At 63.9% G+C, this 24,393-nt stretch carries 21 protein-coding genes and 1 pseudogene; 17 read left to right on the top strand and 5 right to left on the bottom strand.

The window, feature by feature from the left end:
* Positions 1-115: 115 nt before the first annotated feature.
* Genes puuE through WDX12_RS11165 form a run of 4 tightly spaced genes read left to right on the top strand, consistent with a single transcriptional unit; the run spans position 116 to position 3,507 of the window.
* The gene (gene puuE, locus WDX12_RS11180; RefSeq protein WP_434724907.1) at positions 116-1,540 is read left to right on the top strand and encodes an allantoinase PuuE; all 1,425 of its coding nucleotides are present in this window, start codon (positions 116-118) and stop codon (positions 1,538-1,540) included.
* 14 nt (positions 1,541-1,554) lie between these two features.
* Positions 1,555-2,415, top strand: a complete 861-nt coding sequence (locus tag WDX12_RS11175; RefSeq protein ID WP_434724906.1) for a bifunctional allantoicase/(S)-ureidoglycine aminohydrolase — start codon at positions 1,555-1,557, stop codon at positions 2,413-2,415.
* Complete coding sequence (locus WDX12_RS11170; protein ID WP_434724905.1) at positions 2,412-2,903, top strand: ureidoglycolate lyase; 492 nt, start codon at positions 2,412-2,414, stop codon at positions 2,901-2,903. The genes WDX12_RS11175 and WDX12_RS11170 overlap by 4 nt, the downstream gene beginning before the upstream one ends.
* Before the next feature lie 10 nt (positions 2,904-2,913).
* The gene (locus tag WDX12_RS11165) at positions 2,914-3,507 is read left to right on the top strand and encodes a nucleoside deaminase (RefSeq protein WP_434724904.1); all 594 of its coding nucleotides are present in this window, start codon (positions 2,914-2,916) and stop codon (positions 3,505-3,507) included.
* Between the two features lie 10 nt (positions 3,508-3,517).
* On the opposite strand, the gene WDX12_RS11160 is transcribed toward WDX12_RS11165, so the two are convergent.
* Complete coding sequence (locus tag WDX12_RS11160) at positions 3,518-3,829, bottom strand: BrnA antitoxin family protein (protein ID WP_434724903.1); 312 nt, start codon at positions 3,827-3,829, stop codon at positions 3,518-3,520.
* Complete coding sequence (locus tag WDX12_RS11155) at positions 3,816-4,070, bottom strand: BrnT family toxin (RefSeq protein ID WP_320294461.1); 255 nt, start codon at positions 4,068-4,070, stop codon at positions 3,816-3,818. Before WDX12_RS11155 ends, WDX12_RS11160 begins: the two co-directional genes overlap by 14 nt.
* A gap of 185 nt (positions 4,071-4,255) precedes the next feature.
* Here WDX12_RS11155 and WDX12_RS11150 point away from each other — a divergent pair, with 185 nt between their 5' ends.
* From WDX12_RS11150 to WDX12_RS11105, 10 genes are all read left to right on the top strand, one after another.
* Entirely contained in the window at positions 4,256-6,241 is a 1,986-nt protein-coding gene (locus WDX12_RS11150; RefSeq protein ID WP_434724902.1) for a CocE/NonD family hydrolase, read from the top strand.
* Between the two features lie 148 nt (positions 6,242-6,389).
* The gene (locus WDX12_RS11145) at positions 6,390-7,979 is read left to right on the top strand and encodes an ABC transporter substrate-binding protein (protein WP_320294169.1); all 1,590 of its coding nucleotides are present in this window, start codon (positions 6,390-6,392) and stop codon (positions 7,977-7,979) included.
* Positions 7,980-8,079: 100 nt separating this feature from the next.
* Positions 8,080-9,039: an ABC transporter permease gene (locus WDX12_RS11140; protein WP_320294168.1), complete on the top strand. Its 960-nt coding sequence runs from the start codon at positions 8,080-8,082 to the stop codon at positions 9,037-9,039.
* A gap of 58 nt (positions 9,040-9,097) precedes the next feature.
* Positions 9,098-9,919, top strand: coding sequence for an ABC transporter permease (locus WDX12_RS11135; protein ID WP_320294167.1), 822 nt, complete (start codon positions 9,098-9,100; stop codon positions 9,917-9,919).
* The gene (locus WDX12_RS11130) at positions 9,919-11,595 is read left to right on the top strand and encodes an ABC transporter ATP-binding protein (protein WP_434724901.1); all 1,677 of its coding nucleotides are present in this window, start codon (positions 9,919-9,921) and stop codon (positions 11,593-11,595) included. Before WDX12_RS11135 ends, WDX12_RS11130 begins: the two co-directional genes overlap by 1 nt.
* A 115-nt stretch (positions 11,596-11,710) precedes the next feature.
* Positions 11,711-13,300, top strand: a complete 1,590-nt coding sequence (locus WDX12_RS11125) for an ABC transporter substrate-binding protein (RefSeq protein ID WP_434724900.1) — start codon at positions 11,711-11,713, stop codon at positions 13,298-13,300.
* Between the two features lie 82 nt (positions 13,301-13,382).
* Positions 13,383-14,222, top strand: a complete 840-nt coding sequence (locus WDX12_RS11120; protein ID WP_434724899.1) for an alkaline phosphatase family protein — start codon at positions 13,383-13,385, stop codon at positions 14,220-14,222.
* A gap of 280 nt (positions 14,223-14,502) precedes the next feature.
* Positions 14,503-15,069 (top strand): sigma-70 family RNA polymerase sigma factor, encoded by a 567-nt coding sequence (locus WDX12_RS11115; protein WP_434724898.1) that lies wholly within the window; start codon positions 14,503-14,505, stop codon positions 15,067-15,069.
* Positions 15,066-15,734, top strand: coding sequence for an anti-sigma factor (locus tag WDX12_RS11110; protein WP_434724897.1), 669 nt, complete (start codon positions 15,066-15,068; stop codon positions 15,732-15,734). Before WDX12_RS11115 ends, WDX12_RS11110 begins: the two co-directional genes overlap by 4 nt.
* Positions 15,724-17,175: a S8 family serine peptidase gene (locus WDX12_RS11105; RefSeq protein WP_434724896.1), complete on the top strand. Its 1,452-nt coding sequence runs from the start codon at positions 15,724-15,726 to the stop codon at positions 17,173-17,175. Before WDX12_RS11110 ends, WDX12_RS11105 begins: the two co-directional genes overlap by 11 nt.
* A 355-nt stretch (positions 17,176-17,530) precedes the next feature.
* On the opposite strand, the pseudogene WDX12_RS11100 reads toward WDX12_RS11105, so the two are convergent.
* The 3 genes and pseudogenes from WDX12_RS11100 to WDX12_RS11090 form a co-directional block, all read right to left on the bottom strand.
* Positions 17,531-18,530: pseudogene (locus tag WDX12_RS11100) on the bottom strand (IS110 family transposase).
* A 451-nt stretch (positions 18,531-18,981) separates the two neighbouring features.
* Complete coding sequence (locus WDX12_RS11095; protein WP_434724895.1) at positions 18,982-20,328, bottom strand: NAD(P)/FAD-dependent oxidoreductase; 1,347 nt, start codon at positions 20,326-20,328, stop codon at positions 18,982-18,984.
* A gap of 145 nt (positions 20,329-20,473) precedes the next feature.
* Positions 20,474-21,496 carry a LacI family DNA-binding transcriptional regulator gene (locus WDX12_RS11090; protein ID WP_320294159.1) on the bottom strand — a complete coding sequence of 341 codons (1,023 nt, stop codon included), beginning with the start codon at positions 21,494-21,496 and terminating at the stop codon, positions 20,474-20,476.
* 46 nt (positions 21,497-21,542) lie between these two features.
* Here WDX12_RS11090 and WDX12_RS11085 point away from each other — a divergent pair, with 46 nt between their 5' ends.
* The 3 genes from WDX12_RS11085 to WDX12_RS11075 all read left to right on the top strand — a co-directional run bounded on the left by WDX12_RS11085 (position 21,543) and on the right by WDX12_RS11075 (position 24,392).
* Entirely contained in the window at positions 21,543-21,860 is a 318-nt protein-coding gene (locus tag WDX12_RS11085; protein ID WP_434724894.1) for a hypothetical protein, read from the top strand.
* Positions 21,857-23,212: an ABC transporter substrate-binding protein gene (locus WDX12_RS11080; RefSeq protein ID WP_320294157.1), complete on the top strand. Its 1,356-nt coding sequence runs from the start codon at positions 21,857-21,859 to the stop codon at positions 23,210-23,212. The genes WDX12_RS11085 and WDX12_RS11080 overlap by 4 nt, the downstream gene beginning before the upstream one ends.
* 166 nt (positions 23,213-23,378) lie before the next feature.
* Complete coding sequence (locus tag WDX12_RS11075) at positions 23,379-24,392, top strand: carbohydrate ABC transporter permease (protein ID WP_320294156.1); 1,014 nt, start codon at positions 23,379-23,381, stop codon at positions 24,390-24,392.
* The last annotated feature ends 1 nt before the right edge of the window (position 24,393 follow it).

Here is a 24,393-nt window from a genome sequence, read left to right as displayed (position 1 = left end):
TATGCATAAGCCCCGGTCGAGCGGAGCGCGGCAAAAAGCACTTTCAAAAATTTTCGGGGGAATGCATGCGCACTCCTTTCGATATCTTCATCTCAACCATCGGGCAGGAGTGGCAATGCGTTACGATAGGGACATGCGCGGTTACGGGGCCAATCCGCCGGATCCGAAATGGCCCGGCGGCGCGCATATCGCGGTGCAGTTCGTCGTCAACTATGAAGAAGGCGGCGAGAACTGCGTGCTGCATGGCGACAAGGCTTCGGAAGCCTTCCTTTCGGAGATCGTCGGGGCGGCGCCCTGGGTCGGCCAACGCCACTGGAACATGGAATCGATCTATGAATATGGCGCGCGGGCCGGCTTCTGGCGGCTCCACCGGCTGTTCACCGACGCGCAAGTGCCGGTGACCTGCTACGGCGTCGCCACGGCGCTGGCGCGCTCGCCCGACCAGGTCACGGCGATGCAGGAGGCCGGCTGGGAAATCGCCTCGCACGGGCTGAAATGGATCGACTATCGCGACCATGCGGCCGAGGACGAGCGGCGCGACCTCGATGAGGCCATCCGGCTGCATTACGAAGTGACCGGCGCGCGGCCGACCGGCTGGTACACCGGGCGCACCTCGGTCAACACCGTTCGCCTCGTCGCCGAGGAAGGCGGCTTCGACTACGTCTCCGACACCTATGACGACGAACTGCCCTACTGGTTCGACCGCGACGGGCTGGAGACGCCGCAGCTCGTCATCCCCTACACGCTCGACGCCAACGACATGCGCTTTGCGACGCCGCAGGGATTCAATTCGGGCGACCAGTTCTTCGCCTATCTGAAGGACAGCTTCGACACGCTCTATGCCGAGGGCAAAGCGGGCAGGCCGCGCATGATGAATATCGGCCTGCACTGCCGGCTGGTCGGCCGCCCGGGCCGCGTGGCGGCGCTGAAGCGCTTCGTCGACTATGTGAAGTCGCATGACAAGGTTTGGCTGACGCGGCGCATCGACATCGCCAGGCACTGGCGCGAAACGCACCCTTACGAGGCGCCGGCGCTGCGCCCGTCGCGGATGGAGTTCGAAGAGTTCGTGCATGCCTTTGGCGGTGTCTTCGAGCATTCGCCGTGGATCGCCGAGCGCGCCTATGAGCTCGAACTCGGGCCTGCGCATGACAGCGCCGGCGGCCTGCATAATGCGCTCTGCCGCGTCTTCCGCGCGGCGAGCGAAGCCGAGCGGCTTTCGGTGCTCAACGCCCACCCGGACCTCGCCGGCAAGCTGGCCAAGGCCAAGCGCCTGACGCCGGAATCGGCCAAGGAACAAGCCTCCGCCGGGCTCGACGCGCTGACCGACAAGGAGCGCGAGCTGTTCTCGAAACTCAACGCCGCCTATGTCACGACCTTCGGCTTCCCCTTCATCATCGCGGTCAAGGGCAAGACCAAGGACGAAATCCTGGCGGAGTTCGAGGCGCGGATCGGCAACAGCCGCGGCACCGAGCTGGAAACCGCCTGCAAACAGGTCGAACGCATCGCGCTGCTTCGGCTGAGAGACATGCTCCCGCAATAACGCCAGGGATCCCCATGGATATGATCAAGACTGCCGAGCGAACCTATTATGCGCCGCATGGCGGCCATCCCGGCCAGAACGAGCTTTTGACCGGCAGGGCCGTTTTCACCGAGGCCTATGCGGTCATCCCCAAAGGCGTGATGCAGGACATCGTCACCAGCCCGCTGCCGTTCTGGGACGAGACGCGTGCGTGGATCATCGCAAGGCCGCTGTCGGGCTTCGCCGAGACGTTCTCGCAATACATCGTCGAGGTTCTACCAGGCGGCGGCAGCGACCGGCCGGAACTCGATGCGGGCGCCGAGGGCGTGCTGTTCGTCGTCGGGGGCGAGATCACCGTATCGCTTGCCGGCAAGAAACATGTGCTTGCCCCCGGCGGCTTCGCCTTCCTGCCACCGGCCAGCGGCTGGACGGTGCGCAACGAGAGCGGCGAAGCTGCCCGCTTCCACTGGATCCGCAAGGCCTACGAGGCCGTCGACGGCCTCGACGTGCCGGAGGCCTTCTTCTCGAGCGATCAGGACGTGGCGCCGAGCCCGATGCCGGGTACGGAAGGGCGCTGGGCAACGACCCGCTTCGTCGACCCGGCCGACATGCGCCACGACATGCATGTCACAATCGTGACGCTGAAGCCGGGCGCGGTCATCCCCTTCGCCGAAACCCATGTCATGGAGCACGGGCTCTATGTGCTGGAAGGCAAGGCCGTCTACCGGCTCAACCAGGATTGGGTCGAGGTCGAGGCCGGCGATTTCATGTGGCTGCGCGCCTTCTGCCCGCAAGCCTGCTATGCCGGCGGCCCCGGCAATTTCCGCTATCTGCTCTACAAGGACGTCAACCGGCACGCCAGGCTTGGCGGCTACCTTGGGGGCAACGCGCGGTGACCCGCATCGTCGCCCGACCGTTGACCCGCGAGACCTTCGCGCCCTTCGGCGACGTCATCGACATGGGCGGCGACAACCGCTACCCGATCAATGGCGGCCGGGCGATGCGCTATCACGACCTGGCCACGGCGGAAGCCGCCGGCCCGAATGCGCGCGTGCTGATCTCGATGGTGCGCGGCACGCCCTATGAGATGCCGCTGAAGCTCACCATGGTCGAGCGCCATCCGCTCGGCAGCCAGGCTTTCATCCCGCTGTCGCCGCGACCGTTCCTGGTCGTCGTCTGCCACGACACCAAGGATGGGCCGGGTGAGCCGCATGCCTTTCTCGCCGGCCCCGGACAGGGCATCAACTACCGCCGCAACCTTTGGCACGGCGTGCTAACGCCGATCGGCGAGGAACAGGATTTTGTCATCGTCGACCGCGGCGGTGAGGGCTCCAATCTCGAAGAGTTCCATTTCTCGCATCCATACGAGATCCACCTCCCCTGAAAGCTTACCCATGACCGACGTTTCGCTGATCGACCGCCTGCTCGACGTCATTGAGCACGACATCGTGCCGAAGACCGCTGAAGGCGTCGCCCATGGCAACAAGCTGTTCGGCGCCGCGATCCTGCGGAAGGACGACCGGTCGCTGGTGCTGGCCGAAACCAACAACGAAATCGAAAACCCGCTCTGGCATGGCGAGGTGCACTGCCTGAAGCGTTTCTACGAGATGCCGAAGGCCGAGCGCGTCGATACCAAGGATGCGCTGTTCGTGGCCACGCACGAGCCCTGCTCGCTCTGCCTGTCGGCGATCACCTGGACCGGCTTCGACAATTTCTACTACCTGTTCAGCCACGAGGATTCGCGCGACAGTTTTGCTATCCCACACGACCTCAAGATCCTGAAGGAGGTCTTCACCCTCGATCCCGGCGGCTACAACGCCGAGAACGCATATTGGAAGAGCTTTTCCATCCGCCGGCTGGTGCGGGAGCTGCCCGAGGCCGAGCGCCAGCGTCTGGACGCGCGGATCGGCAGGATCGCGGCGCGCTATGACGAGCTGTCAGGCGCCTATCAGGCAAGCAAGGCCGATAACGACATTCCGCTGAACTGACGCGGATTGCCTACCTCACCTTCGCGTTTTTCAGCACTTTATTTATCCTTGCCTGCCAGCCTTTGCCGGTCGCCTTGAATTTTCTGACGACATCCTGGTCCAGGCGGATGGAGACGACTTGCTTCGGTTTCTCCAGGGCTGGCCGGCCACGTGAGCGCCTTATACTCTCGAAGAGCTCCGGGAGCGCTTCCGCGAAAGGCTTGGCTTGTGCCAGCTGTTCGTCTGTCGCCTCCCCGTCCTCGGGATCGGCAGCAATCTGTCTTTGAATTTCGGCTTCCTCGGCGTCGGTAAGCCGCCGAACGCGTGACTTAGTGTTGCTCATACACGGACCTTTCCTTTCGGCTGGCATGACGCATCGAGATCACCGAGATCGCTTCGGAACCAAGCGGCTTGAAGATCACGGCGAGAATGATCTCTCCAAATTCTCCAATCGCCTTCAACCGGCCAGTCTTGGCCGGGAGGACGATTGACGTGGCAAAAAACTCGATATCGAGATCAGCGAAATCGAGACCTCGGTTTGCGAGGTTCGTCACCCGTTTTGGCTCATCCCAAACGATTTTCAGGCGAGATCATCCACCGTATCTGCGTCGGGCCACGTAAATAAACGTAATACATAAATTACTGGAGAATGCAAGGAGAAGCCAGATCATCGGAGGGTGCGTTCGCTAACGACCCAGGTCGCATTTTTTGATGCTCCAGTCGCGAATGGCGATTGAAAGTCGTCACGCCGCGGAGCGTTATGCGCCCCATGAGAACCGTCACCGAATTCCCCCGCAAGGTCGTCGAATTTCCCGATATGGGCATCGTCATGCCGGATGGTTGCCGGCTGTCGGCGCGCATCTGGATGCCGGAGGATGCGGCTGACGATCCAGTTCCGGCAATCCTGGAGCACCTGCCCTACCGCAAGCGCGACGGCACCATTTTTCGCGATCAGCTGACGCATCCCTATTTCGCCGGGCATGGCTACGCCTCGATCCGAGTCGACATGCGCGGCAATGGCGATTCCGAAGGGCTGATGGACGACGAATATTCCGAGCAGGAATTGCAGGATGCCTGCGACGTCATCGCCTGGGCCGCGGCGCAGCCCTGGTGCAACGGCAATGTCGGCATGATGGGCATTTCCTGGGGCGGCTTCAACTGCCTGCAGGTCGCGGCGAAGCAGCCGCCGGCGCTGAAGGCGGTGATCAGCCTGTGCTCGACCGTCGACCGCTATGCCGACGACATCCACTACAAGGGCGGCTGCCTGCTCCTGGAAAATTTCGGCTGGGCCTCGACGATGCTGTCCTATTCGTCGCGGCCCCCGGATCCGGCGATCGCCGGCAGCAATCGCTGGCGCGACCTGTGGCTCAGCCGGCTGGAGAACCAGTCTTTTCTCCTCCCACTCTGGCTCAGCCACCAGCATCGCGACGCCTATTGGAAGCGCGGCTCGATCTGCGAGGATTTTTCCGCCGTGAAGGCGGCCGTGCTGTCGATCGGCGGCTGGCATGACGGCTACCGCAACACCATCTCCAATCTCGTCACCGGCATCCAGTCGCCGGTCAAGGGCATCGTCGGCCCCTGGATCCACAAGTACCCTCATTATGCCGGACCCAATCCGGCGATCGGCTTCCTGCAGGAAGCGCTGCGCTGGTGGGACCGCTGGCTGAAGGGTGCTGAAACCGGCGTCGAAGCCGATCCGGACTATCGTGCCTATGTCATGGACAGCGTGCGGCCGGCGCGCTGGCATCCCGAGCGGCCGGGCCGCTGGGTGGCGGAACAGGAATGGCCGTCCTCGAACGTCAAGGTCGAGGCAATCGAGCTCGTTTCGGCAGGTGCAAGACCTTCGATCGTCGCTTCGCCGCAGACCTGCGGGCTTGCCGGCGGTGAGTATTTTCCCTTCACCTTCGGGCCGGAACTGCCGGGCGACCAGCGTCCCGACGACGCGCTGTCGGTTTGCTTCGACCAACCCGAGCTCGGCAAGGCGATCGACATCGTCGGGGCGCCCGAGCTCCAGGTCCGAATTGCCTCCGATCGGCCCCAGGCCAACATCGCGGTGCGCCTCTGCGACGTGCATCCCGACGGCGCCTCGGAATTGATTTCCTATGGCGTTCTCAATCTCACGCACCGCAGCTCGCATGAATTCCCGCATGCGCTGATTCCCGGCGAGACGGTGTCGGCACGCGTCGTGCTCGACCAATGCGCTTACCGGGTGCCGGCCGGCCACAAATTGCGCGTCGCCGTTTCGACCGCCTACTGGCCAATGATCTGGCCCTCGCCGGAGCCGGTGCGGCTCGATCTCGCGAAGGCGACGCTGAAGCTGCCGCTGCGCCCGCTGGCAAAGCAGGATGAGGTTTCGTTTGCTGAGCCGGAAGGCGCGAAACCCTGGGCGACCGAGACGATCCGGCCGGCAAAGTCCGAACGCCATGTCGACCGCGACGAGAAGACCGGCCTTGTCACGCTCTCCATAACCGACGACTTCGGCGAGCTGCGCGACCTCGACCATGGGCTGGTCAATGGCAGCATCGCGCGCGAGACATGGACGATCCATCCCGACGACCCGTTGTCGGCCACCGGAGCCACGCATTGGACGCAGACATTGTCGCGCAATGAATGGTCGGTGCGGACCGAAACTTTTGCCCAGATGCGATCGGACGCCGGCAACTTCATCGTCAGCGCCAGAATCGAGGCCTATGAGGGCGAAAAGCTGGTCTTCGAACGCGACTTCGAGCAGGCGATCCCACGCTCCATGGTTTGAGCCGAGACAAGATTGGTCCAAATGCGACGTGCGATTTACGCCACGGTATGTCGCATTCGGTCTTGCCTGTCGCTTTCCCTTACGGTCATTATCTCCTCCAATAGCAAGAAACGACCCTAAGGTCGGATATCCAGAGTGAGGAACCATAATGTCCAACGAACTCGACTATCTCAGCCGGCGAGTCGCGGCCGGAAAACTTAGCCGTCGCGATTTTCTCGGCCGCGCCGCGGCGCTCGGCGTCGCCGCCACCGTTGCCAACTCGCTGCTCTCCAAGGCCGTGCGTGCGGCCGGTCCGGTCAAGGGCGGCACGTTGAAGGCCGGCCTGCAGGGCGGCGAATCCACCAACAGCCTAGATCCGGCGACCTTCCTTAGCCAGGTTCCGTTCGCCTTCGGCAAATGCTGGGGCGAGACGCTGGTCGAGCTCGCGCCGGGCGGCGGCGTCGAATACCGCATTGCCGAAGAAATCGGCTCTTCGGACGACGCCAAGACCTGGACGATGAAGATCCGCAAGGGCGTCCAGTTCCACAACGGCAAGGAAGTGACGCCGGACGACGTGGTGGCGACGCTGAAGCGCCACAGCGACGAGAAGTCCAAGTCGGGCGCGCTCGGCGTCTTGAAGAGCATCGACACCATCAAGACCGACGGCGGCAATGTCGTGGTCACGCTGAAAGACCCGAATGCCGACATGCCCTATCTGATGGCGGATTATCACCTGATCATCCAGCCGAATGGCGGCATGGACAAGCCGGACGCCGGCATCGGCACCGGCCCGTACAAAGTCACCACGAACCAGCCCGGCGTGAAGCATGGCGGCGAACGCTTCGCCAACTACTGGCAGGCCGACAAATACGGCCATGCCGACCAGGTCGAGATCGTCGTCGTCAACGACCCGACGGCGCGCATGGCAGCGCTGCAGGGCGGCCAGGTCAACATGATCAATCGTGTCGAGCCGAAGATCGTCGACCTGGTCAAGCGGCTGCCCGGCGTCACGATCCGCGCCGCCTCGGGCCGCGGCTTCTACCCCTTCAACATGTTCTGCGACACCGCGCCCTTCGACAACAACGATCTCAGGATGGCGTTGAAGCTTGCCATGGACCGCGAGGAGATGCTGACCAAAATCCTGCGCGGCTACGGCGAGGTTGGCAACGACATGCCGGTCAACAAGGCCTACCCGCTGTTCGCCGGCGATTTCGAGCAGCGCAAGTTCGATCCGGAAAAGGCAGCCGCGGCTTACAAGAAGTCAGGCCATAGCGGCTCGATCCTGCTGCGCACTTCCGACGTCGCCTTCCCGGGCGCGGTCGACGCCGCCCAGCTCTACCAGCAGAGCTGCGCCAAGGCCGGCATCAAGATCGAGATCAAGCGCGAGCCCGGCGACGGCTACTGGACAGAAGTCTGGAACAAGCAGCCCTTCTCGCTCTCCTACTGGGGCGGCCGTCCGACCCAGGACCAGATGTATTCGACCGCTTACCTCTCGACCGCGGACTGGAACGACACACGCTTCAAGCGCCCGGACTTCGACAAGATGGTGCTTGCGGCGCGCGGCGAGCTCGACGAAGCCAAGCGCAAGAAGATCTATCGCGACATGGGCGAGATCATGCGCGACGAAGGCGGCCTGATCGTGCCGTTCTTCAACCAGTTCGTCGACGCAACCGGCAAGGGCGTCGAAGGCTGGGTCGACAACCCGGCGCAGGAACTCAGCAACGGCCATGCCCTGATCGAGTGCTGGCTGCAGGCCTGATGAAGGATAAGGGAAGGGCTGGCGCAAGCCGGCCCTTCCCCGTTTTCATGACCCGCCCGAAAGGCGGGCGTCGTCCCTTCTTCACCGTTGCAGGTAGCCGATGTCGTCTCCGATCCTGAGATTGGTCGCTCAGCGCGTCTTGCTGGGCCTGGTTCTTCTTTTGGCCGTTTCGGTGCTTATCTTCGCCGGCACGCAGATCCTGCCGGGCGACGTCGCCCAGGCGATCCTCGGCCAGTCGGCCACGCCGGAGGCGCTGGCGAACCTGCGCGAGCAGCTCGGGCTCAACGACCCGGCGTGGCTGCGCTACGTGCACTGGCTCTGGGGCATCCTGCATGGCGACTTCGGCACGGCGCAGTCGAGCGGACTGGACATTGCGACCTCCATCAGCACCCGGCTGAAGAACACGCTGTTCCTTGCGGCCTGCGCGGCAATCGTCGCGGTGCCGCTGGCGATCATCCTCGGCCTCATTGCGGTGCGCTATCGCAACGGCTTCGTCGACAAGCTGATCTCCGGCCTGGCGCTGGCCTCGACATCGTTCCCGGAGTTCTTCATCGGCTATGTGCTGATCTATTTCTTCGCCGTGAAATGGCAGATCTTCCCCAGCATCTCGACGGTAGACGACTCCACGCCCTTCCTGGAAAGGCTGCAGGCCGTGGTGCTGCCGGCTACGGCGCTGACCCTGGTGGTGCTCGCCCATATGATGCGAATGACGCGCGCTGCGATCCTCAATGTCATGCAGTCGGCCTATATCGAGACGGCCGAGCTCAAGGGGCTGAAGGCCTTCGACATCATCCGCAAGCATGCCTTTCCCAATGCGATCGCGCCGGTCGTCAACGTCGTCATGCTCAATCTCGCCTATCTCATTGTCGGCGTCGTCGTGGTCGAAGTGATCTTCGTCTATCCGGGCATGGGACAGTATCTGGTCGATCATGTCGCCAAGCGCGACGTGCCGGTGGTGCAGGCGGTCGGCCTGATCTTCGCCGCGGTCTACATCACGCTCAACATCGTTGCCGACATCGCCGCCATCGTGGCCAATCCGCGGTTGAGACATCCGAAATGATGGGGGCATCGAAAGTGATGGGCCGGATGCTAAACGACCAAAGGGGGAATTGAGGCGAATGGCGCTACGACAAATCCCGTTCACCGCCTGGGTCGGGCTGATCCTGACCGGCTTCCTTGCGTTCTGCGCCATCTTCGCGCCCTGGGTCGCGCCGCATGGCAATGGCGAGATCGTCGGCGACGTCTGGGAGCCGATGTCGGCCGCCCACTGGCTGGGCACCGACAATCTCGGCCGCGATCTTATCTCGCGCATGATCTATGGCGCGCGCATCACCATGGAGATCGCGGTGGCGGCGACGGCGCTGTCCTTCTCGCTGGGCTCGATCCTCGGCTTCACGGCGGCTGTGTTCGGCGGCTGGTTCGACACGCTGCTGTCGCGCTTCGTCGACCTTTTGATGTCGATCCCGACGCTGATCTTCGGCCTCGTCGTATTGTCGGTGCTGCCGACGACCACGCTGACGCTGATCCTGGTCATGGGCATTCTGGACTCAACCCGCGTCTATCGCCTGTCGCGCGCCGTTGCCGTCGACATCAACGTCATGGACTTCGTCGAGGCGGCGAAGCTGCGCGGCGAAGGCAAGGCATGGATCATCTTCCGCGAGATCCTGCCCAATGCTTTGTCGCCGCTGGTGGCGGAGCTTGGCGTGCGCTTCATCTTCGCCGTGCTCTTCCTGTCGGCGCTGTCCTTCCTCGGCCTTGGCGTGCAACCGCCGGATTCGGACTGGGGCGGCATGGTGAAGGAGAACAAGGACGGCATCGTGTTCGGCATTCCGGCGGCGCTGATCCCGGCGGCCGCGATCGCGGTGCTGGCGATCTCGGTCAACCTCGTCGCCGACTGGGTGCTCAACCGCACGACGAGCCTGAAGGGAGGACGCGGCTGATGGCTGAGAACCAGGCAAAGGCAAAGTCCGGGCAGGCAAGCTCAGGCAAGCTCCTCGACATCCGCAACCTGCGCATCGAGGCGACCGTCTATCCGCCGGGCGAGGCGCCGAAGACCATCACACTTGTCCACGAGGTCTCGCTGACGCTCGAGAAAGGCAAGGTTCTCGGCCTGATCGGCGAATCCGGCGCCGGCAAGTCGACCATTGGCCTGTCGTCCATGGCCTATGGCCGCGGCGGCGTGCGCATCACCGGCGGCGAGGTAATCCTCAACGGCCGTGACATCATGAAGGTCGGACCAAAAGGCGTGCGGGCGCTGCGCGGACGCGAGGTGTGCTATGTCGCGCAGTCGGCGGCAGCCGCCTTCAATCCGGCGCACAAGCTGATCGACCAGGTGGTCGAGGCGACGCTCCTGCACGGTACCGCGACGCGCGCCGAGGCCGAGAAGCGGGCTATTGCGCTGTTCAAGAAGCTCAGCCTGCCCAATCCCGAAACGATCGGCGAGCGCTATCCGCACCAGGTCTCCGGCGGCCAGCTGCAGCGCGTGATGACGGCGATGGCGCTCTGCTCGGAGCCCGACCTCATCGTCTTCGACGAGCCGACCACGGCGCTTGACGTGACGACGCAGATCGACGTTCTGGCGGCGATCAAGGACGCTATCCGCGACACCCATGTCGCGGCCCTCTACATCACCCACGACCTTGCCGTCGTCGCCCAGGTGTCGGACGAAATCATGGTGCTTCGCCATGGCCGGCTGGTGGAGTGGGGCGGCACGCGGCAGATCATCAAGGAACCGCGCCAAGAATACACCAACGCGCTGGTTTCGGTGCATGAGATCGAGCACCAGGAACAGCAACCCGGCACAACGCCGTTCCTGTCGGTGAAGAATGTGACGGCCGCCTATGGCGGCGGGCATGTGAAGGTGCTGAAGAACGTCTCGGTCGACATCTATCCCGGCCAGACTCTTGCCGTCGTCGGCGAGAGCGGTTCCGGCAAGTCGACGCTGGCGCGCGCCATCACCGGCCTGTTGCCGCCTGAGCAAGGCACCGTCACCTTTGACGGCAGGCCGCTCGCAAACAGGCTGGCCGACCGGCCGAAGGAGGATTTGCGCCAGCTGCAGATGATCTACCAGATGGCCGACGTGGCGATGAACCCGCGCCAGACGGTGGGCACCATCATCGGCAGGCCGCTGGAGTTCTATTTCGGCATGAAGGGGCGCGAGCGCGACAAGCGCGTCGCCGAGCTGCTCGACGAGATCGAGATGGGCAAGGGTTTTGTCGACCGCTACCCAGCCGAGCTGTCCGGCGGCCAGAAGCAGCGCGTCTGCATTGCCCGCTCGCTCGCCGCCAAGCCGAAGCTGATCATCTGCGACGAGGTGACCTCGGCGCTCGACCCGCTGGTCGCCAACGGCATCCTGAAGCTCTTGCTCAATCTGCAGCAGGTGGAGAAGGTCGCCTATCTGTTCATCACGCATGACCTGGCAACGGTGAAGTCGATCGCCGATTCGATCGCGGTGATGTATCGCGGCGAGGTGGTGCGCTACGGCTCCAAGAGCAAGGTGCTGACGCCACCTTTCGACGCCTACACCGACCTGCTGCTCTCCTCCGTGCCCGAAATGGAGATCGGCTGGCTGGAGAAGGCGATCGCGGGACGGCGCATGGCGAGCGCCGGAAATTAACCTGCGAAAGCCCAACCCGAGCCAGACGCTGTCATGCGGCTGCAATGGGGAACGGGAAAGATCGGCTGCGGGCAGGTAGAGCCCGCACCAAATCAATCTCAAATGGGGGCAGCACATGCAGACGGAACTCGACCATCTCGCCGCACTCGCCGGCAAGGGCAGGATCTCGCGGCGCGATTTCCTCGGCCGCGCGGTGGCGCTCGGCGCCTCGGCGGCGCTGGCGACGACACTGGCCGGCAAGGCTTTTGCCGCGACGCCGGTGAAAGGCGGCATCATCAAGGCCGGCCTGCAGGGCGGTGAATCGACCAACAGCCTCGATCCGGCGCTTAACCTCAGCCAGGTGACCTACAGCTTCTGCAAGCAATGGGGCGAATTCCTCGTGCGGCTGACGCCCGACGGCAGTGTCGAGAACCTGATCGCCGAGGAGATCGGCGCGTCGGCCGACGCCAAGACCTGGACGATGAAGATCCGCGACGGCATCGAGTTCCACAACGGCAAGACGGTGAAGGCGGAAGACGTTGTCGCGACGCTCGAGCGTCATGCCGACGAGAAGTCGAAATCCGGCGCGCTCGGCATTTTGAAGAACATCAAGACCATCAAGGCCGACGGCAAGGAAGTGGTGGTCACGCTGGGCGACGCCGATGCCGACTTCCCCTATCTGATGGCCGACTACCATCTCGTCATCCAGCCGAATGGCGGCAAGGACAACCCGAATGCCGGCATCAGCGCCGGTCCGTACAAGGTTAGCGTCAACCAGCCCGGCGTGAAGCATGGCGGCGAGCGCTTTGCCAATTACTGGCGTGGCGACAAGGCCGGCCATGCCGACCAGATCGAGATCGTCGTCATCAACGATGCGACGGCCCGCCTAGCAGCGCTGCAGGGCGGCCAGGTGCACTTGATCAACCGTGTCGAGCCGAAGGTGGTCGACCTGGTGAAGCGCATGCCGGGTGTCAGCATCGAGAACGTCGCCGGGCGCGGCTACTACCCGTTCAACATGTTCTGCGACACCGCGCCCTTCGACAACAACGACCTCAGGATGGCGTTGAAGCTGGCGATGGACCGCCAGGAGATGCTGGACAAGATCCTGCGCGGCTATGGCTCGGTCGGCAACGACTTTCCGATCAACGAAGCCTACCCGCTGTTTTCCTCCGATATCGAGCAGCGCAAGTTCGATCCGGAAAAGGCGGCCGCCGCCTACAAGAAGTCGGGCCATAGCGGCTCGATCCTGCTGCGCACGTCGGACGTCGCCTTCCCCGGCGCGGTCGACGCCGCGCAGCTCTACCAGCAGAGCTGCGCCAAGGCCGGTATCAAGATCGAAATCAAGCGCGAGCCGGGCGACGGCTACTGGTCGGAAGTGTGGAACAAGCAGCCCTTCTCGCTCTCCTACTGGGGCGGCCGGCCGACGCAGGGCCAGATGTATTCCACCGGCTATCTGTCGACCGCCGACTGGAACGACACGCGCTTCAAGCGGCCCGAATTCGACAAGATGCTTTACACGGCCCGCGCCGAGCTGGACCAGCCCAAGCGCAAGGCGATCTATCGCGATATGGCGATGCTGATGCGCGACGAAGGCGGCCTGATCGTGCCGTTCTTCAACCAGTTCGTCGATGCCGCCAACACCAAGAAGCTCGGCGGCTGGGTGAAGAACCCGAACGGCGAGATGATGGACGGCTATGCGCTCAACGAGTGCTGGCTGAGCGCCTGATATCGAGCTATCCAAAGCAGCGCCGCGTGTCCGCGCGACACGCGGCGCTTTTGTTTTCGAAGACCAATCACAGGAACCTTCCGTGGCGCTCAAATCCAAGCTTTTGCTCATCATCCTCGACGGCGTGCCCTACCGGAACTGGCGCCGGCTGATGGGTAACCTCGAGGGCTGGGCGCAGTCCGGCGAGGCGCAGGTCTGGAAGATGCGCTCGGTGCTGCCGTCGACCTCGGCCTGCTGCTATGCCTCGATCCACACCGGGGTCACGCCGCAGGTGCACGGCATCCTTTCCAACGAGAACCGCTTTCGCCTCACACAGCCGGACATCTTCTCGGAAGTCAGCAAGGCCGGCGGCAAGACGGGCGCCGTGACTCATTCCTACTGGTCGGAATTCTTCCGCTCGTATCCGTTCGACCTTGTCGAGGACATGGAGTTCGACGAGCCCGCCGGGCCGATCACGCATGGCCGCTTCCACACCATGACCGGCTACAATCTCAAGAACCAGATGACGCCGAGCGACGTCGACCTGTTCGCGACGCTGACCATGCTGGCGAAGCGCCACGGCATCGACTACGGCATCCTGCACACCTGCACGCTGGATTCGATGGGCCATCGCTTCGGCCATGACTGCCACGAGATGGACCATGCCTGCTATGCGATGGACGCGATGCTGGCAGGCTTCCTGCCGCAATGGCGCGCAGCCGGCTATGAAGTGATGGTGACGGCCGACCATGGCCAGACCGACCGTGGCCACCATGGCGGCCACGACGACGAGATGCAGGATTTCGCGCTCTATTATTTCGGCCCGGCCAAGGGGCCTGAGGCCGACACGCTGCTCGACCAGTTGCAGCTCGCGCCGACGGTGTTGAGCCGGCTCGGCGTGGAAATACCCGAGACGATGAAGGCGAAGGTATTTTTGAGGTAAGCGCCATCTTCCCCTTCTCCCCTTGTGGGAGAAGGTGGATCGGCGCGCAGCGCCGAGACGGTTGAGGGGTGCTCCAGCGAAGCGAGACGCTGGCATTCCCTGGAGCACCCCTCAACCGGCCGCTTCGCGGCCACCTTCTCCCACAAGGGGAGAAGGAAAAGCGCCCCTACTGGCAACCTCCCCTTTCTTCGGTTAGCCTCCGAAAATTCCTTGGCGGAGGATGAACCTTTTTGGACCGATCAGCGACAGAGCCACGAGGAGCCAGGCGGCTCGACCGGCCATGAACGCGGCGACGGAAACCGATCGCGCACTTGTGGACCGGGTCGCGAAGGGCGACCGGGCCGCCGTCCGGCTCCTGTTCATGCGTCACCACGCGCGGGTCTACCGCTTCGTGGTGCGCCAGACGGGATCGGAAATGATGGCCGACGATATCGCGAACGAGGTCTTTCTGGAGCTGTGGAAACAGGCGCCCGGCTTCGAGGGGCGCTCTGAAGTTTCCACGTGGCTGCTCGGCATCGCCCGCTTCAAGGCGCTGTCCATGCTGCGCAAGAAGAAGGAAGACTGGATCGACGACGACGATGCGGCGCAAGTTCCCGACAGCGCCGACACGCCTGAGGTCGTGACCATGAAGGAGGACAAGGCCGCCGCCTTGCGCCGCATGATCGACGCCCTGCCGGAAGAGCACCGCACGGTGATCGACCTTGCCTATTACCAAGGACAGTCGGTGACCGAGATCGGCGAGGTGCTCGACATTCCGGTCGCGACCGTCAAGACGAGGATGTTCTACGCCCGCAAGAAACTCGGCGAAGCCCTCAAGGCCGCCGGTTACGACAGGGGGTGGCCATGAGCGCCGCTGAAAAGATGTCGCGCCGCGACGAGATGGAAACGCTGCTGCCGTTCTACCTGAACGGCTCACTGGAAGGCGCCGAACTGGAGGCCGTCGAGGAATGGCTGGCTAACGATCCGGCGGCGCTTGCCGCGCTTGGCGAAGCCGAGGCCGAGTTTTCCGGCACCGCCGCCGCCAACGAAGCGATCCGCCCGCCGGCCGACGCGCTCTCCCGCTTCGCCAAGGCGCTGGACGCGGAGGCCGGCCCAGCGCGCGCTCCGGCCGGCCAGTCATGGCTGGCGAAAGTCTTCGGTCGGGTCACGGCCATGCCGGCGGGCGTCGCCTGGGCGGCGGCCGCGGCGTTGCTTGCGCTTGTCCTGGTGCAGTCCTTCGAACAGCCGGACGGCAAGGGCAACGACTTCGAGGTGGCCGGCGCGCAGGACGATCTGGCGAAGCTGCCTTTCGCCCTGGTGAAGTTCAAGCCGGATGCCAGAATGGCCGACATCACCGCCTTCCTCGGCCAGAACGGGTTGAAGATCGCCAGCGGCCCGACCGCTGATGGCGTCTTTCACCTGACGATCCCGGCCGACAAGGCGGCCGACTACGACCGGATTGTCGGCCTTATTGCCGCCCAGCCTTTCGCGGATGCTGTGATGCAGGGAAGGAAACCGGCCGATGGCGGCTAAGGCGGTCATTCTTCACGCGGCAATCCTCGCGGCGGCACTTGTCGCCGCGCCTGCGTTTGCGCAGACCAACGATCCCAACCTGACGCAAAAGCAGGTCGACTGCCTCGACCGCACGACAGCCGCAGGCACGGGCTGCGACAAGGACGGCGGCGCCAAGGGCAATGGTGGCGCGCCGGGCAACGGCACGGCCACGGGCGGCGCGGTGTTCCTGCCGGCGCTGATCGTCGACCTGTTCCCGAACACGCCCGCCGGCGCGACCCCACAAACGCCCGCACCGTCCAGTGGAACATCATCGTCGAACGGTTCCAGCAACACGCCGGCCCCGACGCCGAGCGGACCCGTCACGGTGCCGCAGGGCCTCAACCTTGCCGAGCCGCCGCGCGCGATTGCCGGCGAATTCGTGCCCGACGAGGTGCTGGTGACGGTCGATGGCGATGCCGGCGTGGTGCAGCAGATCGCCAATTCCTTCGGCCTGCAGGTGCGCTCGCAGCGCCAGTCGCGGCTGCTCGGCACCACGCTGGTGCGCTTCGGCATCACCGACGGGCGCCCGGTCGGCGTGGTGCTGGCGCAGCTTGCCGCCGACGGGCGTACGCAGCGGCGCGAGCCCAACCACATCTATACGCTGCAGCAGGCGGCGGGCATCGTGAACTATGCCTTCGACCGCATCGCGCTCGATTCGAAACAGGCGAGCGGCGAGAATGTGCGTGTCGCCGTCATCGACACCGGCATCGACGACACCAACCCGGCGCTTGCCGGCGTTATCGCCCAGCAATATGACGCGATGCCGAACGTGCCGATCGAGAAGCGCGACCACGGCACCTCGGTCGACGGGCTGATCGCCGGCGTCGGCCCGCTGGAAGGCATGGCGCCCGGCGCCAGGATCTATCACGCGCGCGCCTTCGAAGGCGGCAAGTCGACCATGGATGTGATCCTGTCGGCGCTCGACTGGGCGGCGGAACAGGACGTGCGCATCATCAACATGAGCTTCGTCGGGCCGAAGAACGACCTGCTCGGCACCGCGTGCCGCAATGCGCGGGCGCTCGGCATCGTGCTGGTCGCCGCCGCCGGCAACAACGGGCCGAAGGCGCCCTATGGCTATCCGGCTGCCTTCGACGGCGTGATCGCCGTCACCGCCACCGACGCCAAGGACGGGCTGATGCCGCAGGCCAATCGCGGCGCCTATGTGTTCATCTCGGCGCCGGGCGTCGAGATGGTGGCGCCGAGCGGCGCCGGCTCCGACGTCGTGACAGGCACCTCCTTCGCCGCCGCGATCGTGTCCGGTGCCATCGCCAACCTGATCCATGCCGCGCCCGACCGTTCGGCCGACGAGATCGAGAAGGCGCTGGCGGCAACCGCCAAGGATCTTGGGCCGAAAGGGCGGGACAATGATTTCGGCTATGGGCTGATCGACCTGAAGGCGGCGGAAGCGGCGGAGGAGTAAGTCCAACTAGTGACACTGCACGGAGATTTTGACCGGTCGGCTCTGTTTGCGTTGGAAGGTGGCATGCCTTGGAGATTGGCCGAAACGCCCGTTGCGATCGTCATGTATGGACGGCCCCTCTTGGGCAAGAGGCAAAATAGCGGCGACGGCTTAAGTCTGGAGCGGTCATGTATTCGGCCTTTGATGCGGTCGATTTGATGACCGCTGGCCCTCAGGGGTTACGCGGATCGAGTTCCAATCATTCTAGCGCGCTTTTTAATCGCGATGACGAAGGCGGAGTGTCTCGACCCAGGTCCTGACCATTTTGCCGTGCTGCTATTTGCTCCTTACGCTGTTAAGGGCCTCGCTTTGCGGGTTATGCCGCAGCCGGCGCCCTGTATTGTTGTCCCGAGCTCAGCATTGCCCAGATGATGCGCGCGGTCTTGGCTGCCTGCGCCACGACCGCGACCTTGACCGGGCGCCTGGCCAGCAGGCCGCGTATCCAGGGCGAGCCTCTGTCGGGCTTGGCCCTGACCTGGCGCAGCCAGGAACTGGCGCCGAGAATGAGCAGCCTTCGCAGGTCTCTGTCGCCGGCGCGACTGATATGGCCCGTCAACTTGTGCTTGCCGCCGGTGTCATGACTCTTGCGGGTCAGGCCGAGCCACGCCGCGAAGTCCCTGCCCGAGGCGAACTGGCGGCCGTCGCCAATGGCCGCGATGGTTGCATGTGCGATGATCGGGCCGACGCTCGGGATCGTCGTCAGCCGCAAGGCCGCTTGCTGCTGCCTGACCTGAGCCAGGATCTGCTTGCAGCGCCCGCCATTGTCCGGCCAGCGGCGCCAGGCAGATCAGCAGCGCCGCGGGGATGGCCTCATCCGAGGTCTCGATGCGCTGCAGCAGCGCTTCCAGGCCCGCAGCCCCCTGGGCGCTTGTCTGGCCCATCTCATAGAGCAGGCCACGCATGGCGTTGGCCAACTGCGTGCGCTGGCGCACCAGAAGGTTGCGCGTGCGGTGCAGGCCCCTGGCCCATTGCTGTTCGACCGTCTTGATCGGCACGAAGCGCATGTCGGGCCGGCTCACCGCCTCGCAACAGCCGTGCGCGTCGCGGGCATCGTTCTTGTTGCGCGGAACATAGGGCTTCACATAGGCCGGCGGCATCAGCTTGACGTCATGGCCGAGCGCGCTGAGCGTGCGGGCCCAATGATGAGCCGAGCCGCAGGCCTCCATGCCGATCAGCGCCGGCGGCTGCGCGGCGAAGAACTTCTCCACCTGCGCGCGGCGCAGCTGGCGCTGCACCACCACGCGCCCGGTCGCATCCACGCCGTGCACCTGAAACACATTCTTGGCCAAATCGATACCAAATCTGATAGCTTGCATGACGGACGGTCTCCTTCCGCTGGAGTTAATCACAGCCCAGTTTGGCACATTCGATGCCGCAAGGGGCCGTCCACCCATCATTCTAGGGCGGAGCAGGAGCGGAGCTCCGTCGCGAAGACCCTAGAATCCATGCCGTTACCTTCGCCAAGGCGTGCAGCGGAGCAGAATTCTGCACCGTAGCAGCGCTTCCAAGTCACGGCATGGATTCTATGGTCTGCGCCGCGTCGCTTCGCTCCTTGCTTCGCCATAGAATGACGACGTTGGGGCGGCTTTCGACCAATCCCCGGCGTTTGCTCTGGTTTCACGGATCTGAGTGAAAAATCTTGCGTCAAGACAAACGGCAACCTTTCAAAATCCCTGTCGGGGAATTAGTCGGCCATCCCAATTGCCGTGAGGGGAGCAATCAGCGGCCCGTTGCCGTGACGATCGAGAACGCACTTCGAGCAGCTATTCAAAGCGCCGGCCCTAACCGGACAGGGCTTCCATCATAGAAGCGCGGCAGCCGGAAGCGGCTGAGGTCGTGCCCGGTTTCATTTCCCTGGATCATGTCGGAGATGACGCGGCCTATACCGGGCCCGATGCCGAAGCCGTGGCCGCTCATTCCGGTCGCGACGAAAAGACCGCCGATCGCCTGGACCCGGTCCACGACGGGGACGACGTCGGGCATGGCGTCGATCATGCCGCCCCAGCCGACCTTCAAGCGAAGTTTGTCGAACTGCGGAAAAAGCTGTTTGAAATTGCGCTCGATCGAACGAAGCCGGGCCGGTTGAGGGGCTGGGTTGAGCACCCGCATTCTCTCGAAAGGGCTTGGCGAATCCGGCGCCCAATCGCGCGGCGTCGACCAGCCATCCGGGTAGCCTGACGGAGCGAACGGAAAATAGCGCGCTCCGAACGGATCGTTCCTGAGGGCGGGAATATACTTGGTGGCGTGCCGGAATGCGTCAGGCCCCAGGTAAAGCAGATGGCTGCTGCCTCCTGCGAGCGTGTATCCGCCATCCTGCCTGCGCCTGAAAGCGATGTGATTGTCGGCGGCCGCACCTGCATAGATCTCGGGCAGGGGTTCCGTTGCGGCCACAGTCACCCGAACGCTGAGCTGGGGGATGGACACGCCGTGCCGCGCCAGGAACAGGGCCGACCAAGCGCCGCCCGCGACCAGCACGGTGGAGGTCTCGATATATCCCGCCTCGGTCCACACGCCCTTGATCCTGCCGGCCGCGATGTCGAGGCCTCGCGCCGCGCAGTTCTCGGCGATCCTGGCGCCTTTTCGCACGGCGAGCCTGGCCAGCGCTGGCACCGCCAGCCAAGGTTCCGCACGCATGTCGGAGGGCGTCGTCATCGCGCCCGCGAACCTGCGCGACATGCCGGTAATGAGTTTCGCGGTCTCGTTCGCGTCAAGGAGGCGCGTGTCGAGATCATGGACCGCGGCGATCTTCATGAACGCCTCGAAGCCGGCCATGTCCTTGTCGGCATTCGCCAGATAGGTCACGCCGGTCTGGTTCAGCCCGATGTCTTCGCCGCATTCCTCGGCCAGTTGCCGCCACAGACGAATAGCCTCGATGACAATCGGCAGCTCGTCCTCGTCCCGTCCCTGCTTTCTGATCCAGCCCCAGTTCCGGGAGGACTGCTCGGCCGCGACGCGGCCCTTCTCCAGCAGCGTCACCGGAATGTTGCGGGAGGCAAGGAAGAGCGCCGTGGTTGCGCCGATGATGCCGCCACCGACAATCACCACCTGCGACGTCTTCGGCGGCGGCCCGGGGTATTGGATTGGATCCGCTTCGGTGAACGGGAACGTGAGCAAATGGCGCACTCTGAAGGACTGGTTGACGGTTATGGCTTACCGGTTGTCACCGTCCGAGATCAGGAGCAGCCGAAGGCGGATCGTTGTCCCACGACGACAAAGGCAGTCCAGAAGGGAGCGCTCGGCGAAGCTGTCGGATCGTGACCTACACCGGCGCCCCAGCCACCGATCCCCGCACCACCAGATCCACCGGCCAGACCTCGCCGCGCGCGCCCTCTTCCAATCCCGATATCCGCGCCGCCAGGCGCTCGGCGACGCGGGCGCCGGCAAGGCGGATCGAGGAGCGGGTCGTCGACAGCGGCACCGGGAAATTCTCCGGCCGCAACCAGGGGAAGACGTCGTCATGCGCGACCAGCGACAGGTCGCCCGGAATGGTCAGGCCAAGGTCGCGCACGGCGCGCACGACGCCCAGCGCCATGATCAGGCTGGAGCAGACGATAGCCGTCGGCGGCTCATCTTCCTCGAGCAGGCGGCGGGCGGCGCGATAGCCGTTTTCCTCGGTCATGGTCATCGAGCGGATGTGGCGTTCGCCGAGCGTCAGGCCGCTCGCGGCGAGCGCGCGGCGCATACCGCGCTCGCGGTGGATGGCGAAGGTCTCGCGCTCGTTGCCGTTGATCAGCGCCAGGCGCTTGTGGCCGAGCTGGATCAGCAGCCGCGCCGCTTCGTGGAAGGCGCCCTCATTGTCGATGTCGAGATAGGGATAGTCGAAGTCGAAGCCTTCGCTGCGGCCATGGACGATGAAGGGAATGCCCAGCGTGTTGACCAGCGCCAGCCGCCTGTCGGCCGGACGCGGCGAGGAAAGGTAGACGGCGTCGACCTGCCGGTTGGCGACGATGCGCCGGTAGGTGGTTTCCTCGTCGTCGGCATCGGCGGGCGAAAGCACGAGGTCGAGCTCGTGCGCGCGGGCATAGTCGCCGAGGCCGGAGAGGAATTCGACGAAATGCGGATCGATGTCGACGGCGGCGCCGGTCGGCAGCACATAGCCGATCATTCCCGACTTGCCTGTGGCGAGCCGACGCGCGCTGGGGTTCGGCCGGTAGCCGTGGCGCTTGGCGGCGTCCATGACCCGCCGCCGGGTTTCCTCGCTGACCTCGGGATAGCCGTTGAGCGCCCGGCTCACCGTAGTCTGCGAAAGCGACAGCATGTGCGACAGTTGCTTGAGGTTCATCGGAGGCCCTCCAGCCTCAAAGCGCTTTCAAACAGGAATCGATCCGATGATTGTTGGCGTGATCGCCAAGTATCATGACCTTAGAGCGCGATCAGCGCCGTTTGAAGCAAAATTGCTGCTGCGGCGCCAAAAAACTATGCTGCAGCGCACTTTTTTACTCAATCCGGCCGGATTTAAATCGATTAATAAACTCCCCTACTTGACTCCCAGGCAATTCAATGGCGAGATCAAAGCAGCCAAAGCGCTTTGGAAGTCTCTTCGAAAGGTTGCGGTTGCCCTTTCGCTGAGTCACAGTTCCGCGGGCGTCGGCGGACGAAATGGAGGTTTCGTCCGAACTGTTTCAACACTGGGAGGACTGCGATGAAGAAAATGCTTCTCTTGGGTGCCGCGTTCGCTGCGCTCACCCTTGGCCTGCCGGCACATGCCGAGCTGAAATTCAAGCCGGGCGAGGATCCGAAGTTTCACTGGGCGAATTACGACGACCTCAAGAAGGTCGACCTCAAGGGCGAGACGCTGACGATCTTCGGACCGTGGCGTGGCGAGGACGAGACGCTTGTGCGGTCCGTTCTCGACTATTTCCAGGAAGCGACCGGCGCCGAGGTCAAATATTCCTCGTCCGAAAATTATGAGCAGCAGATCGTCATCGACACCCAGGCCGGCAGCCCGCCCAACATCGCCGTCCTGCCGCAGCCCGGCCTCATTCAGGATCTTGCTTCCAAGGGCGTGCTGACCCCGCTGGGCGACGACGTTGCCGCCTGGATCAAGGAAAACTACGCCGCCGGCGACTCCTGGGCCAAGCTCGGCACCTATAATGGCAAGGACGGCAAGCCGGGCTTCTACGCCTTCCCCTACAAGATCGACGTGAAGGGCCTGGTCTGGTACTCGCCCGACAACTTCCAGGAAGCCGGCTACAAGGTGCCGAAGACCCAGGAAGAGCTCGCCGATCTCGAAAAGAAGATCGTCGCCGACGGCGGCAAACCGTGGTGCATCGGGCTGGGCTCGGGCGGCGCCACCGGCTGGCCGGCGACCGACTGGGTCGAGGACATCATGCTGCGCACGCAGCCGCCGGAAGTCTACGACAAGTGGGTGAAGAACGAGATCCCGTTCACCGACCCGGCCGTGGTCAACGCCATCGACATCTTCGGCAAGATCGCCACCGACGACAAGATGGTGGATGGCGGCGCCAAGGCGGTCGCGGCGACCGACTTCCGCGACAGCCCGAAGGGCCTCTTCACCGTGCCGCCCAAGTGCTACATGCACCATCAGGCATCGTTCATCCCCTCCTTCTTCCCGGAAAACGTGAAGCTCGGCCAGGACGCGGACTTCTTCCCCTATCCGCCTTACGCCTCCAAGCCGGAACTGGGCACGCCGCTGGAAGTGGCGGGAACGCTGGTGATGATCACCAAGGATTCCAAGGCCTCGCGCGAGTTCATCAAGTTCCTCGAAATGCCGCTCGCGCATGAATTGTGGATGGCGCAGAAGAGCTTCGTCACCCCGTTCAAGTCGGCCAACAAGGACGCCTATGGCAGCGACGCGCTGAAGAAGCAGGGCGAGATCCTGGTCGGCGCAACGACGGTCCGCTTCGACGGATCCGATCTGATGCCCGGCAAGGTCGGCGCGGGCTCGTTCTGGACCGGCATGATCGACCTGGTCGGCGGCAAGTCCGCGCAGGACGTCGCCGCCGACATCCAGAAAAGCTGGGATGCCATCAAGTAGGCGTCCTGAAATCCTCCTAATCCTCCACCTGGATCCGGGCTACGGCCCGGATCCGACCGGCGGTCGACGCCGGAAGCCTTCGCGTTTCGATTGTTCCGAATAACCGAAAGTCGGTGCATCCGATCGGCAGCCTCGGCTGGCCGGTCATGCGCAGGGAGAGGGACCCATGGCGGCTCAGATTTTCTCGGCCATATTCGTCATCATCATCGGCGTCGGCGGCTGTGTCGCCTATTTCTGGGGCGCCAACAAACTGCTCGACCTCGTCTTCCCGTCGCGCGGCGTCTCGGGGACCGCCGCCGTCGACAATTTGCGCCGGCAGGGACTGGTGCGGCCCTGGCTGTTCGTCGGCCCGGCGATGATCATCCTCACCATCTATCTGATCTACCCGGTCATCGAGACGTTGAGGCTCTCCTTCCTCGATCGCGGCGGCACGAATTTCGTCGGCCTCGCCAATTATGAATGGGCGCTCGGCGATCACGATTTCCGCAATTCGATCCTGAACAATGTGCTTTGGCTGGCGGTGGTGCCGGCGGCCTGCACCTTCCTTGGGCTGATCATCGCCGTACTCACCGACAAGATCTGGTGGGGCACGATCGCCAAGAGCCTTATCTTCCTGCCTCTCGCCATCTCCTTCGTCGGCGCCAGCGTGATCTGGAAGTTCATCTACGAGTATCGCGGCGAGGGCCAGGTGCAGATCGGGCTGCTCAACGCCATCATCCAGTATTTCGGCGGCCAGCCGCAGGTGTGGATATCGCTGCCGTTCTGGAACAACTTCTTCCTGATGATCATCCTGATCTGGATCCAGACCGGCTTTGCCATGGTGATCCTGTCCTCGGCGCTGCGCGGCATTCCCGAAGAGACGCTCGAGGCCGCGGTGATCGACGGCGCCAACCCGTTCCAGATCTTCTGGAAGATCATGGTGCCGCAGATCTGGGGCACCATCGCCGTTGTCTGGACCACCATCACCATCCTGGTGCTCAAAGTGTTCGACATCGTGCTGACCATGACCAACGGCCAATGGAACAGCCAGGTGCTGGCCAATCTGATGTTCGACTGGATGTTCCGCGGCGGCGGCGATTTCGGCCGCGGCGCCACCATCGCCATCATCATCATGATCGCGGTCATCCCGATCATGGTCTGGAACATCCGCCAGGCCAACAAAGAGACGGGAGGGCATTGAG

The organism is Mesorhizobium sp. RIZ17 (assembly GCF_051127865.1).
Taxonomy (GTDB): Bacteria; Pseudomonadota; Alphaproteobacteria; order Rhizobiales; family Rhizobiaceae; genus Mesorhizobium; species Mesorhizobium humile.
This window is presented reverse-complemented; position numbering and strand designations above follow the sequence as displayed.

Coding starts and splice junctions, on each gene's coding strand:
- puuE (WP_434724907.1), top strand. CDS start 116: ATGCGTTACGATAGGGACATGCGCGGTTACGGGGCCAATCCGCCGGAT.
- WDX12_RS11175 (WP_434724906.1), top strand. CDS start 1,555: ATGGATATGATCAAGACTGCCGAGCGAACCTATTATGCGCCGCATGGC.
- WDX12_RS11165 (WP_434724904.1), top strand. CDS start 2,914: ATGACCGACGTTTCGCTGATCGACCGCCTGCTCGACGTCATTGAGCAC.
- WDX12_RS11160 (WP_434724903.1), bottom strand. CDS start 3,829: ATGAGCAACACTAAGTCACGCGTTCGGCGGCTTACCGACGCCGAGGAA.
- WDX12_RS11150 (WP_434724902.1), top strand. CDS start 4,256: ATGAGAACCGTCACCGAATTCCCCCGCAAGGTCGTCGAATTTCCCGAT.
- WDX12_RS11145 (WP_320294169.1), top strand. CDS start 6,390: ATGTCCAACGAACTCGACTATCTCAGCCGGCGAGTCGCGGCCGGAAAA.
- WDX12_RS11140 (WP_320294168.1), top strand. CDS start 8,080: ATGTCGTCTCCGATCCTGAGATTGGTCGCTCAGCGCGTCTTGCTGGGC.
- WDX12_RS11135 (WP_320294167.1), top strand. CDS start 9,098: ATGGCGCTACGACAAATCCCGTTCACCGCCTGGGTCGGGCTGATCCTG.
- WDX12_RS11130 (WP_434724901.1), top strand. CDS start 9,919: ATGGCTGAGAACCAGGCAAAGGCAAAGTCCGGGCAGGCAAGCTCAGGC.
- WDX12_RS11125 (WP_434724900.1), top strand. CDS start 11,711: ATGCAGACGGAACTCGACCATCTCGCCGCACTCGCCGGCAAGGGCAGG.
- WDX12_RS11115 (WP_434724898.1), top strand. CDS start 14,503: ATGAACGCGGCGACGGAAACCGATCGCGCACTTGTGGACCGGGTCGCG.
- WDX12_RS11110 (WP_434724897.1), top strand. CDS start 15,066: ATGAGCGCCGCTGAAAAGATGTCGCGCCGCGACGAGATGGAAACGCTG.
- WDX12_RS11105 (WP_434724896.1), top strand. CDS start 15,724: ATGGCGGCTAAGGCGGTCATTCTTCACGCGGCAATCCTCGCGGCGGCA.
- WDX12_RS11090 (WP_320294159.1), bottom strand. CDS start 21,496: ATGAACCTCAAGCAACTGTCGCACATGCTGTCGCTTTCGCAGACTACG.
- WDX12_RS11085 (WP_434724894.1), top strand. CDS start 21,543: ATGATTGTTGGCGTGATCGCCAAGTATCATGACCTTAGAGCGCGATCA.
- WDX12_RS11080 (WP_320294157.1), top strand. CDS start 21,857: ATGAAGAAAATGCTTCTCTTGGGTGCCGCGTTCGCTGCGCTCACCCTT.
- WDX12_RS11075 (WP_320294156.1), top strand. CDS start 23,379: ATGGCGGCTCAGATTTTCTCGGCCATATTCGTCATCATCATCGGCGTC.